Raw genomic sequence first — 13,282 nt, forward strand, 5'->3', positions numbered from 1 at the left:
CCTCAACCGAATGAACCGACCACACCGTCTCCGCACCGCCACCCTCGCTACCGCGACCTGTGGTGTCCTCGCTCTCGCCGCCTGTGGCGGTGACGATGAGGACGCCGCCCCCACCACCGTGGAATCCTCTGACGCCGTCACCGGGGATCTGCCCCGCTTCGAATCCACCGCGGAGATCCGCGACAAGCTCGCCGGCACGGACTGGGAGTGCCAGGTCTGGAACGACAGCGACAACAGCGACAACAGCGACGACAGCGGGGACACCGGCGAAGTCGACGGCACGGCGTCCTCCTGCCTCACCGCGATCGGCGGCGGCGAGAACCGTGACCAGCCGAGCATCCACGCCATCTACCTCAACGACCATCCCGCGGAGACGGCGTCCGTCATCTTCCAGGACGAGTCCCCGGCCGTGATCGTCGGCAACAACTGGCTCTTCGACTGTGGTCCGGACACCGCCATCAGCATCGACCAGTGCAAGGACATCGCCAGGATCCTCGGCGGCACTGTCGTCCTCCCCGACCCGGTGTAGAGGCTGCGCCCGTCTCTGCCCGACCAGAACCTACGCCCGCACCTTCACCGGCATCTTCCGCGCGAAGATGATCCCCAGTGTCATCACCGCGCCCAGCGCGGCGATCGCCCAGCCGGTGAAGTGCAGCCCCGCATCCGTCGCACCCGCTGAACCGTCGCCGGCGCCCACGCTCATGCACAGCGCCACGATCACCGCCGACAGGTTCGCCGCCACATACTGACTGGTCTTGTAGATGCCCGTCGCCGTACCGACCTTCTCCACCGAGGTCACGGTGTTGATCAGCCCCTGGTTGCCGATGTTGTTGAACCCGTTGGGCACACCGGCGATGAGCGCGACGATGACCATCACCCACACCGGAGTGGAGCTGTCCTCGACCAGCGCGAGCGCCAGGCCGGTGAGCAGCAGGAAGAACCCGCCGATCCCCAGCACCACCCGTGGCCCGCGCACCGCGATCACCCGGGCGGCGACGAAGGTCGAGCACACGGACACCACCGCCATGGGGAACATCATTGCGCCGGCCTGCGAGACAGACATGCCCGCACCCTGCTCGAACCACTGCGGCAGCCCGTAATACAGGCAGTAGAACGCCGCATAGGTCACCATGGTCCGCCCCAGGGTGTTCGCCAGCTGCCGGTTCGCCGCCACGGCCCGCAGATCGATGAACGGCACGGACGCCCGCTGCAGCTCCCACCACGCCCACACGCCACCGAAGAGGACGAGCAGGGGCAGCGTCCACCAGGAGATGCCGTCGGTCAGGGAGATGAGGAAGAGCATGAGCATGGTCACGGTCACGCCGAACAGCAGTGCACCGACAATGTCGAGGCGGCGTCCGAGGCCCGTCCCGGGGCGTCCTTCCCCGGCGATGCGAGGCACCTTGACCAGCACCCACGCCCCGGACACGGCCACGAGCAGCACATTGATCCACAGTGTGGACTGCCACCCGGCCACACCGACGAGCAGTCCGCCGAGGGAGGGACCCACCGCACTCATCGCCTGGCCGCACACGGTGAACACGCTGATCGCCGACCCGGTCCGCCACCGGTGCCGTTGCGCCAGCACGCGGACTACCGTCATGGCGTTCGGCATCTGCGTCGCCACGCCGACACCGATGATGAGGCGTCCCGCCACGAGGACGCCGAGGCTCGGCGCCAGTGCCCCGAGCACAGACCCGATGAGCACGAGGACCAGCCCGGCGAGGTACACCCGGCGCGCACCGAAGACCACGCCGAGCACCCCGGCCATCGGTGAGACGATGGCGGTGGCGATGTAGAACGCGGAGAGGACCCAGGAGACCTCCGCCCCGGCTCCGAAATGGCTGCCGATGGAGACCATCGCCACGGCGATCATCGAGGAGTTCAGCGCCTGGAGCATGATGCCGGTGCCGAGGGCCAGCGTGATCTGGGAGGGGATGTTCTCCCGGGGTGGTTGTGGTGGCTGGTCGGAGGCGGGCGACGGCGTTACGGGACTCACGTGGTCCTACGCTATGCCCCTGACCGGAGCATTCACCAACCGGTCACTGTGGTCACCGCGGTCAGATGTTCGCGATGAACTGGTGCATGTTGCCCTGGTCGAAGGACGCCCGGCGCCAGGTATCCCAGGCGTGCGCACCGATGAGGTCGTACTTGAACTCGATGTTCGTCCGTCCTGCGAGTGCGGCGCGTGCCTGGAACTCGGCGGTGAAGATCATCGACCCTGTCTCGTAGGGTCCGCCCTTGACGACGGTGGCGATCGGGTCCGGCCCCATGTCACCCAGGAGGTTCGGCACACCGGAGGACGCCGAGACGATCACCGGCATCGTCAGCCGGTCGATGTTCAGTGTGGGGTTGTTGGCCACGCGTCCGCCCTCGTTGGCCCAGGGGATGCCCTCGAAGTCGTTGTTGAACATGGCGGTGCCGTCGACGACCGCGCGCTGCAGCGGCATGCCCGGGTCGTAGACACCGGACAGGGCGTAGACGGAGCTGTAGATGTCCGGGTGGTTCGCGGCGAGGTTCATCGCCCCGTATCCGCCGGAGCTGAGGCCGGTGACACCGGTGGTGCCGCGTCCGCCGTTGGGCACACTCCAGTTTTCCTGCAGGTACTGGGGCAGCTCCTGGGACATGAAGGTCTCGAACTGCTTGCCCCGGTCGCCGTCCCAGTCCTGGACCCAGGTGAAGGGGTCCATCGCGGGGAAGACGAGGGTGGCGTCCTCGTCCGCGAGGGCCTGCAGAGCTCCACCGGCGGAGACCCAGCCGTTGATGTTGCCGGAGTCGGCTCCGTCGATGAACTGTGCGACCCTGTTGTTGCCGGGGGTGAGCGCCGGGCGGACGATGACCGGGAAATCCCGGTTCATCGACGCCGAGTGGACGGTGCACTGGAAGGCACCGTTGTCGATCGCCGAGCAGCCGGCCGGGTCCGCGGCAGCGGCCGGGATCACCGTCGGCACAACGGTGAGGGACGCCGCGACGGCGGTGGCTGCGGCGAGTCCGGCAGCGCGGGTGCGGCGCGGATCAGGACGGCGGTGCCGTCCGACATAGGAACGTGAGTGTGTCATGTGTCAGTAACCTCCGGCCGCGAGCGTAGTTGGTGACACCTCGTAAAACAGAGTCGCGGAACAGTATTCACAGCCCGCGTTCGACTCAGGAACCTCATTTATTGACAGCGCGCCTCATGAACCACAGAACCGAACAGCGCCCCGGCACCGCCCGGTCCCCTCAACTACCCTCGGCCGCCATGAGGTTCCGACAGATCGATCTTCCGGTGCACGACCCGTCCGGGTGGTCCGCGTGGATGACCCGGAAACTGGACGTGCCTCCCCACCCTGTCATGCCCGACGCCGTCACCGTCGGCTGGAGCACGCTGTCCTTCCGCTACCTTCCCGAGGCGGACGTCACGGTCCGGACCGGTCCGGACGCGGACAACGGCACCCCGCAGAAACGGGCCCACCACCTGGCCTTCGCCGTGCCCACCGGCACCATCGACAACTACGCCACGCAGTTCGACACCGACACCGTCGACCGGCCAGACGGGCCCTTCGCCATGCGCTCGGTCTACCTCACCGGCCCGGAGGACGCCGTGATCGAACTCGTCGAGCATGAGCACCGTCCCGCCGACGACACCCCTGACACCACCGGCGCCCCGGCGCTGCTGCTCGGCGTCGTCGAGGTCGGGCTGGGCGTCCCGGACGTCCGGGCGTCCGGCGAGGCGCTGGCCGAGCACTACGGCGACCGGCTCCCCCACGGGTTCGGCGACCCGGACCGGCGGATCATCGCCGCCTACGGGGACATCGACGGCTCCGTGGTCCTCAGTGCCGCCGACCGTCCGTGGTTCCCCACCGAGGACACTTTCCCGGTCACGGACCGGCCGGGCGTCAAGCTGGAACAGTGAAACAGCAAAACTAATTAAAACGCTGCGGACATAATTACTGCCGTAATACTATCCGCCCATGACGTTCTCTCAGCGCCCTCGACGCGCATACCGTACCGCCGCCACCGTCGCGGCGTCCGTCCTCACCGTCTCCCTCGCCACCGCCGTCGCCGCACCGGCCTCAGCCGCCCCGGCAGACCGTTCCGACCTGCCGCTGCAGACACAGATCATCGGCGGCTTCTGGGACGGAGTCCGCCCCCTGCTCGACGTGCAGAACCCCGCCGACGACAAGACCTTCTACGAGGTCCCCGAGGAGCTCGGGGACACCGGCGTCGCCGACCTCGCACCCGGTACCGTCCTGCGTGAGCGCACCTTCAACTACCACGTCGCCACCCTCGAGGTCCCGGTGAAGGTCACCCAGGTCCTCTACGTCACAACCAATGCCCTGGGCGCCAACGAAACCAACGTCACCTCGATTGTTCATCCACCCACCAAGTCCGACGGCAACGTCATCTCCTACCAGTCCTTCTACGACTCGGCGAACCCCCTCGACAACCCCTCTCGCATGATCGCCGGAAACCTCAGCCTCGGTGGCCTGATACCGGCCTTCGAAACCAGCTTCCTGGTCCCGGCACTGGCGCTGGGCCACCCGGTGATCGTCGCAGACACCCAGGGCAAGGACGCCAATTTCGCCGCCGGACCCGCCTACGGTGCCGCCACGCTGGACTCCCTTCGGGCCGCCACGGCGGCGGAGACCTCCCCGATCACCCCCACCGACCAGATCGGACTGTTCGGCTACTCGGGCGGCGCAATCGCCAGCAACTGGGCCGCGATCCGGGCCGAGGAATACGCCCCGGAGATCGAGCAGCGGATCGTCGGTGTCGCACAAGGTGGTGTGCTCGTGGACCCCCAGAAGAACCTCTCCTACGCCGGCGACGGCCTCCTCTGGTCCGGTGTGGTCGGACTGGCGCTGACAGCCCTCGGTGACGCCTACGACATCGACTTCTCCCAGTACTTCAACGACTACGGCATGGCTGTCGCCAACGATGTCCGTGACCTGTCGATCGTCGAATCCGTGGCCCGGTACCCCGGCCTGCACTGGTCCGACCTGGCGAAGCCGGAGTACCCCACCCCGCAGGACGCCCCGCAGGTCAAGGCGGTCATCGACGACATCAACATGGGCAACTGGGGCTCGCCGCGGATCCCCATGTTCGTCTTCCAGGGTGCGGCAGGCTGGATCGAGGGAACCCCCGCCTCCCCGTCCGTGGGCCCGGGCGACGGAATCATGGTGACGAAAGACGTGCGCACGTTGGTGCGGCAGTACTGCGAGGCGGGAACACAGGTCGAGTACCGCGAGTATCCGTTCGCCAGCCACGTCATCGCGGCTGTTCCGTGGGCGGTAGAAGGCTACCTCTGGCTGGAGGGCAGGCTCAGCGGAACTCCGACCACCAACAACTGCGCCACCGTGCCACAGGGCAACGAACTGTAGTCAGTCCTTCCCCAGTCGCGCATAGGCCGGGTTCGACAGCGCCATGACCACGGGCCCGAGAAACACGGAGACAGCCGGGGCCGTCACCGCCGGGGCGCTGACGGGGTGATCCGCTGCCGGTGAGACGTGCCCGGAGGTGGCTTCCGGAGTTCTGTCCGGTACCCGGAGGTTGCGTCGGGGCGGGGGCAGGTCGGGAAACCCGGCACGAGGTCCGGACGCGGACCGAATGTCAGATCGGTTACCGACACCTGGAACCTAGAAATGTCGTCCCACGTGTGCCTCCTCGCGCAGCGTCTTCACCATGTGCGGGTAGTGCAGCTCGAAGGCAGGCCGCTCGGAACGGATCTTCGGCAGCGAGTCGAAGTTGTGGCGCGGCGGCGGGCAGCTGGTCGCCCACTCCAGGGAGTTGCCGTAACCCCACGGGTCGTCGACCGTGACGATCTCGCCGTAACGCCAGGAGCTGAAGACGTTCCAGATGAACGGGATCACCGAGATTCCGAGGATCAGCGTGCCGATCGTCGAGACCTGGTTCAGTGTGGTGAAACCGTCGGACTCCAGGTAGTCGGCGTAGCGACGCGGCATACCCATGTTGCCCAGCCAGTGCTGCACCAGGAAGGTGGTGTGGAAGCCGATGAAGGTCAGCCAGAAGTGGATCTTCCCCAGCTTCTCGTTGAGCATCCGGCCGGTCATCTTCGGGAACCAGTAGTACACGCCGGCGTAGGAGGAGAACACCACCGTGCCGAAGAGCGTGTAGTGGAAGTGCGCGACCACGAAGTAGGTGTCCGAGATATGGAAGTCCAGGGCCGGGGACGCCAGCATGATGCCCGTCAGACCACCGAACAGGAAGGTGGCGAAGAATCCGATCGCGAAGATCATCGGCGTCTCGAAGGTGATCCGCCCCTTCCACATCGTGCCCAGCCAGTTGAAGAACTTCAGGCCTGTCGGCACGGCGATGAGGAAGGTCATGAAGGAGAAGAACGGCAGCAGGACCGCACCGGTGACGAACATGTGGTGCGCCCACACGCTGAGCGACAGGGCGGCGATCGACAGCGTCGCGAAGACCAGGCCGACGTAGCCGAACATCGGCTTGCGGCTGAACACCGGGAAGATCTCGGAGACGATGCCGAAGAACGGCAGGGCCAGGACGTAGACCTCGGGGTGACCGAAGAACCAGAACAGGTGCTGCCACAGCACGCCGCCGCCGTTGGCCGGGTCGAAGATGTGGCCGCCGAAGAGGCGGTCGTAGAGCACGCCCAGGGCCGCGGCGGTCAGCAGCGGGAAGATCAGCAGGGCCAGCAGCGAGGTGACCAGGATGTTCCAGGTGAAGATGGACATCCGGAACATGGTCATGCCCGGTGCACGCAGGCAGAGGATGGTGGTGATCATGTTGACCGCCGAGACGATGGTGCCGACGCCGGTCAGACCAACGCCGATGATCCACAGGTTGGTGCCCACGCCGGGGCTGTGGATGGCGTCCGCCAGCGGCATGTACATCGTCCAGCCGAAATCGGCCGCGCCGCCCGGGGTGAGGAACCCGGAGAGCATGATGATGCCGCCGAAGGTGGTGATCCAGAAGCCGAAGGCGTTGAGGCGGGGGAAGGCGACGTCGGGGGCGCCGATCTGCAGCGGCATGATGTAGTTCGCGAAACCCCAGACGACCGGGGTGCCGTAGAGCAGCAGCATCACGGTGCCGTGCATGGTGAACAGCTGGTTGAACTGCTCGTTGGAGAGGTACTGCATGCCCGGGTGGAACAGTTCCAACCGGATGAGCAGTGCCATGAGTCCGCCGGCGAAGAAGAAGCAGAAGGACATCACGATGTACATGATCCCGAGCTTCTTGTGGTCGGTGGTGGTCAGCATGTCCCACGCATGGAAGCCCTTGAGGGACTTCCCGCCCTGGGGTGCGGGCCGTGCGGTGGTGACCGGCGAACCGGCGTCCTCCCGCGGAGCTACCGCTGTCATTGGTCTACCTCCTGGTGCGCGCGGTGGACCTGGCGTCCCCGGTTGTGGAACGGGGACAGTTCACCGCAAGTGTCTTCCGACAACGCTATGATTGTCCGATCATCGCAGGTAGAGGGCTGATATTAATGGGGTTAGCAGCGGCACTTATGGGGTCACGATGCCGGGGACGCCGACGATTCGGCAAGGGCCCGCGCAAGACCGTCGAGGTAGACGGCGTCCTGTGAACCGGGGTCCCAGATCATCTCGTTGAACATCTCGGCGTAGGTGCCGTCGTCCCGGACGATGCGGCGGACCGGGGTGCCGGGGGTGACATTGCGCTCCGGCAGCACGACCGAGCCCATGCCGCGGCCGACCCAGCTGAACAGGGTGGAACAGTTCGCGACCTCGATCTCCGCCTGGTTCAGCGGCAGCCCGGCCTCGTCCATCAGCGCCTGCATGGTACGGGTGATGCCGCAGCCGTTGCGGGAGAGGATGAGTTCTCGGTCGGCGACTTCGCGGACGGTGGCCGGCGGCTGTTCTGCGGGCGAGAGTGCCGGGTCGGCGTTCTCGTCGACGAGGACGAGGTAGTCGGAGTTGATCAGCCGGTGACTGTAGGAGGGCAGCAGGCCGAGCGCCGGGACGATGATCATGTCGAGGACGCCGACCTGCAGGTACTCCTCCAGCTGGTCGAGCTCGGATTCGAGGAGGGTCGCGTCGCGGCCGTGCTGGTTGGGGTGGCCGGGACGTCCCGGGCGGCCGGACCCGTAGGCCTCGGGACCGTAGACGATGCCGCGCAGCCTGGCGACGAGAGCTTTCTCGATCTGCGGTGAGGTGCCGACACGGATCGTGCCGTGGCCGGCGCTGGCGAAGGTCTCCGCCTCGGACTCGACGCGCTCAAGGTCGACGATGACCTGGTGGATCCGCGGCAGGATCGCGGTGCCGAAAGCGGTGGGCGAGGTGCCACGCGGGTTGCGCAGGAAGAGGCGTCCGCCGAGGTACTCCTCGAGCTTGGCGATGGAGGAGGACAGGGCGGGCTGGGTGACGTTGAAGCGTCGGGCGGCGGCGCTGAAGGAGCCGGCGTCGGCGACGGCATCGGCGTAGCGCAGCGATTCGAGGGACAGGCGACCATTCATGATGCTTTTATCCTATGTCTGTGTACTGGAGGTTGACGAGAACAGGCATAAGCGTCGTTGAGAGGTCATAAGCGGTCCTCAGATGCCGGCTCCGCCCCGGTCAGTGGGAGAAGGACACGTCCGGCAGGATCCTCCGCAGCCATGCCGGGCACCACCAGGCGGCGCGTCCTGCGAGCAGCATCACCGCAGGCAGCAGCACCAGGCGGACCAGCAGGGCGTCCAGCAGCACGGCGGTGCCGAGGATGATGCCCATCTCCTTCGGCGGCAACGGCTCGGCCAGGGCGAAGGTGAAGAACACCGCCACCATCACCGCCGCCGCGGCGAAGATGATGCGCCCGGAACGGGCCATGCCCTCGGTCACGGAGAGGCGGGCGTCCCCGGTCTTCTCGTGGTGTTCCTTCACCGTGGCCAGCAGGAACACGGTGTAGTCCATCGCCACGGCGAAGATCATCGCGAAGAAGAACACCGGACCCCAGCCGTCGAGGAAGCCCTGCGGCTCGAAGCCGAAAAGCCCGGACAGGTGCCCGTCCTGGAAAACAAGCCGGGCCACGCCGAACGCCGCGCCGGTGGACAGCAGGCTGACCAGGGTACCGACCAGGGCGGTCAGCGGGGCGCGCAGGGCGACGAGCAGCAGCAGGAACCCGAGCACGAGAATGACACCGATGATCACCGGCAACCAGTCGTCCAGTGCGTCCTGCAGGTCGATGTTCTCCGCCGGGGCACCGCCGACCAGGGCAGACTCCGGCAGATCAGCCCGCAGGTCCGCGAGGATGCCGGTCATCTCCTCGTCCGAGGGATCGACCTCGAGCACGGCGTGGAACATGACGAGGCCGGAGTCGTCACCGGCGGGCATGGCCGGGGTGACCGCGGCGATCCCGTCGGTGGACGTGGCAAGGTCAGTGGCGGTCCCGGCGTCCTCTGCGTCGGTGATGACCTGCAGCATGCCCGGGGCGCCGTCGCCCATGGCGTCCTGTACGAGGTGGTATCCCTGACGGACCGGGGCGTCCTCCGGGACGACCGCGATCGACGGCATGGCGACCTTCAGTCCGAGAACCGGCAGTGCGAGCAACACGAGCAGGGCCGCGGATCCGAGGACGGCGACCAGCGGGCGGCGCTGCAGCACACCGGCCCAGCGGGCGAACAGCGGTGAGCGGTGCTCCTGCTTCGTCGCGAACGGCAGGGAGACGGCGTTGACCTTCTCCCCCAGCGCGCCGAGGACGGCCGGCAACAGGGTGAAGGACGCCGCGAGCACGAACACCACGGCCAGCATGATGCCGACGGCCATGGTCCGGACCGCCGGGGCGGGCACGAGCAGCACGGCGGACAGGCTGACCAGCACCGTGATGCCGGACAACAGGACAGCTTTACCTGCGGTGGCGTAGGTGACGGCGACAGCGTCACGGGTGGATGGTCGGGAGCCACCGTGGGGACGCAGCGCGTCGCGGAACCGGGCGACGAGGAACAGTGCGTAGTCGATGCCGAGGGCGAGGGCGAACATCAGCGCGAAGTTCATCGCCCACACGGAGATCGGGGTGACCATGTTGAGCAGCACCAGGGCGCCGGCGGACGCGACGAGGCCGGCGAGAGTCAGCATCAGCGGCAGGCCGGCGGCGACGAGACTGCCGAAGGCCAGTACGAGGATGAGCAGCGTGACCGGCCAGGACATCATCTCGGCCTTCATCATCGCGTCGTGGTTCGCGTGGTTGAAGTCGCTCCACAGCATGGACTGGCCGGTGGGGAGGACGTCGATGGTGTCCGCCCCCAGGGCGGTGATGCGGTCGGAGAGGTCGTCGGCGAGACGGACCATGTCGTCGGTGTCGGCGGCGGCACCGGCGATGAGGATGCCGGTCCGCCCGTCCTCACTGACGGTGACGCCGGGGGTCGGCGGCATGATGTCGGCGATCCGGTCGTCCGCGCTGAGCAGGCCGGTGGCGTCCTCGATGACCTCGGTAGTGGCCCGGTCGCCGATGGTGCCGTCCTCGGTGTGGATGACGACCTGGATCGCGGAGGACGCATTGCCGCCGAAGTGCTCCTGGGCGAGGTCACGGACGGCGACGGACTCTGAGCCGTTCGCCTGCCAGCCGGCGCCCGCCAGCGAGCTGAACACCGAAGGGGCTGCGGCGCCGAGGCCGACAAGGACGAGCAGCCAGACGCCGAGGACGGCCTTCATGTGCATGGCGGTCCAGGCGGCCCACCGGGCCAGGACGCCGTGCGGTGGTGTCTGTACTGCCGGTGGTGCTGCCGGTGGTGCTGCCACTGCTGTCGTGGGCACGTGTTCGTCCCGGTCAGCGCGTGTGGTCATCGAGGTTCCCTTCATCGTCAATATACCCCGGGGGGTATCGGTGAGAGTTGAAGATACCTACGGGGGTATAGGATCGCAACCATGAAGCTCAACGACGACACCACCACCGCCGCACTCGCCCGACTGAAGAGGGCCCGTGGTCAGCTCAACGGCGTCATCGACATGCTCGAGGCCGGCCGCGACTGCCAGGACGTGGTCACCCAGCTCGCCGCCGTCTCCCGGGCGCTGGACCGTGCAGGCGTCAAGATCATCTCCGGCGGCATGCGCGAGTGCATCCGCTCCGCCGAACGTGGCGAGAGTCCGGAGCTGTCCGAGGAGCAGCTGGAGAAGATGTTCCTGTCACTGTCGTAACTGACGTAACTGACGTAACTGACGTAACTGTCGTAACTGACGCAGCGGCCGATCCAGGCGACCGAGGCGACCAGTCGGCAACATTATGCATTCTCAACGCCGTCAGCCATCATGAAACGTGCAGTTCGCGGCGATTTTCTTATCCTGCAGTGCCCGCTACAGCATGCATAATGTCTGACCGGGGGAGTGAGGAAATCTCCCACATGTCCGCAGTGTCGGCATCACGCATCCTGAGGCTGTTCTGGCCCCCTCCCCACCAACTTCCGGGTGCGTGATGTGAACATGCTCCGACCTGCCCGACGCCGCGGCCCTCACGCGGTCGCTTCACCTGCCCCGTGGGCCACCCCGGCAGCCCCGGTGAGTCACAACTGAAAACAGGGAAATAAACGGGGTTATAACCGGGGGCATAAGCAGCGTTCGGGGACGCATAATTCAGCCCCCACCCCCGACAGGAACTCTGCAGCCGACTGGTCCGACCATTGCTGTGCAGGCGATTTCGTCTGAGAGCACCTCCGGCGCCGTACCGGTGCCGGCCAGATTCCTTCCCCGGGAGGTACGCATGGATGTCGTCGACATCTCACGGTGGCAGTTCGGTATCACCACCGTCTATCACTTCATCTTCGTTCCACTGACTATAGGCCTGGCCCCCATGGTCGCCGCCATGCAGACGTTCTGGCACGTCACGAAGAAACCCGCATGGTACCGGGCCACCCGGTTCTTCGGCACTGTCCTGCTCATCAACTTCGCCATGGGTGTGGCGACCGGCATCGTGCAGGAATTCCAGTTCGGCATGAACTGGTCGGACTACTCCCGCATGGTCGGCGACGTCTTCGGCGGACCTCTGGCGCTCGAGGGGCTTGTCGCGTTCTTCCTGGAGTCCACTTTCCTCGGCCTGTGGATCTTCGGGGCAGGGAAGATCCCCGCCTGGCTGCACACCGCGTCCATCTGGATCGTCGCGGTAGCGGTGAACCTGTCCGCCTACTTCATCATCGTGGCGAACTCCTTCATTCAGCACCCGGTCGGCGCGGAGTACAACCCGGACACCGGCCGCGCCGAGCTCACCGACATCGTCGCACTGCTGACCAACCCGACCGCCCTGGCAGCCTTCCCGCACGCCGTCGCCGGCTCCCTGCTCACCGCGGGCACTTTCGTCCTCGGCATCACCGGCTGGTGGATGGTCCGTGACCACCGCGCCCGCCTCGCCCTGCAGAAGACCGGTGAACTGCCCGCCAGGACAGCCACCGCCGACACTGACCCCGGCACTGACGACGGCTCCGACACAGGCAACCGGCATGACGCACATCGGCCCGCCCACCGTCTCGCCTGGTGGACCACCCTGATCTCGGCGATCGGACTGTTCATCACCGGCGACATCCAGGCCAAGCTCATGTTCATCCAGCAGCCGATGAAGATGGCGTCCGCCGAGTCCCTGTGCAGCACCGGGACCGACCCGATGTTCTCCGTCCTCACCATCGGCACGCACAACAACTGCGAGAACGTCACCCACCTCATCGAACTGCCGTGGGTACTGCCCTTCCTCGCCGAGGGGAAATCCAACGGCGTGACCCTGCAGGGTGTCGAGGACCTGCAGCAGCAGTCCGAGATGCTGTACGGCGCGGGTAACTACTCCCCCAACCTCTTCGTCACCTACTGGGCATTCCGCGCGATGATCGGCCTGCTCGCCGGTTCCGGCATCCTCCTCGCCGCCAGCTGGTGGTTCACCCGCAAGGGCCGCGTCCCCGCCGGTAAGGCCGGAACGCTGTTCGGCTGGATCTGCCTCATCGCGATCCCCACGCCGTTCCTGGCGAACTCTGCGGGCTGGATCTTCACCGAGATGGGACGCCAGCCCTGGATCATCCACCCCAACCCGGACTCCGTCGGAGACTCCCGCACCGAGATGATCCGGATGACCGTGGACATGGGCGTCTCCGACCACGCACCGTGGACCGTCATCGTCACCCTCGTCGGTTTCACCCTTCTCTACGCCGTCCTGGCGGTGATCTGGTTCTGGCTGATCAGGCGCGTGATCCTCGCCGGACCGCCACAGGAGACCGGACCGGACCCCGCCGCCACCGTCGGCGCTTCCTTCGGTCTCACCGGGAAGGACGCCGACCCCGACTCCCCCGACCCCGTGCACTTCAGCACCACCACTGTCACCTCCACCACCACCGACACCACCGGAAAGGAGTCCTGAG

Annotated in this window: 10 protein-coding genes; 5 read left to right on the forward strand and 5 right to left on the reverse strand. The window is 66.6% G+C overall.

The window, feature by feature from the left end:
- Nucleotides 1-10 precede the first annotated feature (10 nt).
- Nucleotides 11-529 (forward strand): hypothetical protein, encoded by a 519-nt coding sequence (locus tag ACZ9GM_RS11365; RefSeq protein ID WP_476037878.1) that lies wholly within the window; start codon nt 11-13, stop codon nt 527-529.
- Nucleotides 530-559: 30 nt separating this feature from the next.
- Here ACZ9GM_RS11365 and ACZ9GM_RS11370 read toward each other — a convergent pair whose 3' ends face one another.
- Nucleotides 560-1,999, reverse strand: coding sequence for an MFS transporter (locus tag ACZ9GM_RS11370; RefSeq protein ID WP_476037879.1), 1,440 nt, complete (start codon nt 1,997-1,999; stop codon nt 560-562).
- A 61-nt stretch (nt 2,000-2,060) separates the two neighbouring features.
- Nucleotides 2,061-3,059: an alpha/beta hydrolase-fold protein gene (locus tag ACZ9GM_RS11375; RefSeq protein ID WP_291474543.1), complete on the reverse strand. Its 999-nt coding sequence runs from the start codon at nt 3,057-3,059 to the stop codon at nt 2,061-2,063.
- 179 nt (nt 3,060-3,238) lie between these two features.
- Here ACZ9GM_RS11375 and ACZ9GM_RS11380 point away from each other — a divergent pair, with 179 nt between their 5' ends.
- Both ACZ9GM_RS11380 and ACZ9GM_RS11385 read left to right on the forward strand, forming a co-directional pair.
- Nucleotides 3,239-3,892, forward strand: a complete 654-nt coding sequence (locus ACZ9GM_RS11380; protein WP_476037880.1) for a hypothetical protein — start codon at nt 3,239-3,241, stop codon at nt 3,890-3,892.
- A gap of 58 nt (nt 3,893-3,950) precedes the next feature.
- A complete protein-coding gene (locus ACZ9GM_RS11385; protein ID WP_476037881.1) occupies nt 3,951-5,360 on the forward strand; it encodes a lipase family protein in 1,410 nt (469 codons plus the stop codon).
- 255 nt (nt 5,361-5,615) lie between these two features.
- Here the strand turns inward: ACZ9GM_RS11385 and ctaD are convergent, their stop codons facing one another.
- The 3 genes from ctaD to ACZ9GM_RS11400 all read right to left on the reverse strand — a co-directional run bounded on the left by ctaD (nt 5,616) and on the right by ACZ9GM_RS11400 (nt 10,736).
- Nucleotides 5,616-7,322, reverse strand: coding sequence for an aa3-type cytochrome oxidase subunit I (gene ctaD / locus ACZ9GM_RS11390; protein ID WP_476037882.1), 1,707 nt, complete (start codon nt 7,320-7,322; stop codon nt 5,616-5,618).
- 152 nt (nt 7,323-7,474) lie between these two features.
- A complete protein-coding gene (locus ACZ9GM_RS11395; RefSeq protein ID WP_476037883.1) occupies nt 7,475-8,434 on the reverse strand; it encodes a LysR family transcriptional regulator in 960 nt (319 codons plus the stop codon).
- 100 nt (nt 8,435-8,534) lie between these two features.
- Entirely contained in the window at nt 8,535-10,736 is a 2,202-nt protein-coding gene (locus ACZ9GM_RS11400) for an MMPL family transporter (protein WP_476037884.1), read from the reverse strand.
- 81 nt (nt 10,737-10,817) lie between these two features.
- On the opposite strand from ACZ9GM_RS11400, the gene ACZ9GM_RS11405 reads away from it, so the two are divergent.
- A complete protein-coding gene (locus ACZ9GM_RS11405) occupies nt 10,818-11,087 on the forward strand; it encodes a metal-sensitive transcriptional regulator (RefSeq protein WP_291475770.1) in 270 nt (89 codons plus the stop codon).
- 559 nt (nt 11,088-11,646) lie between these two features.
- On the forward strand, nt 11,647-13,281 hold the full coding sequence (locus tag ACZ9GM_RS11410; protein ID WP_476037885.1) for a cytochrome ubiquinol oxidase subunit I: 1,635 nt from the start codon (nt 11,647-11,649) through the stop codon (nt 13,279-13,281).
- Nucleotide 13,282: the final 1 nt, after the last annotated feature.

It is taken from the genome of Corynebacterium sp. UD i78 (assembly GCF_056280545.1).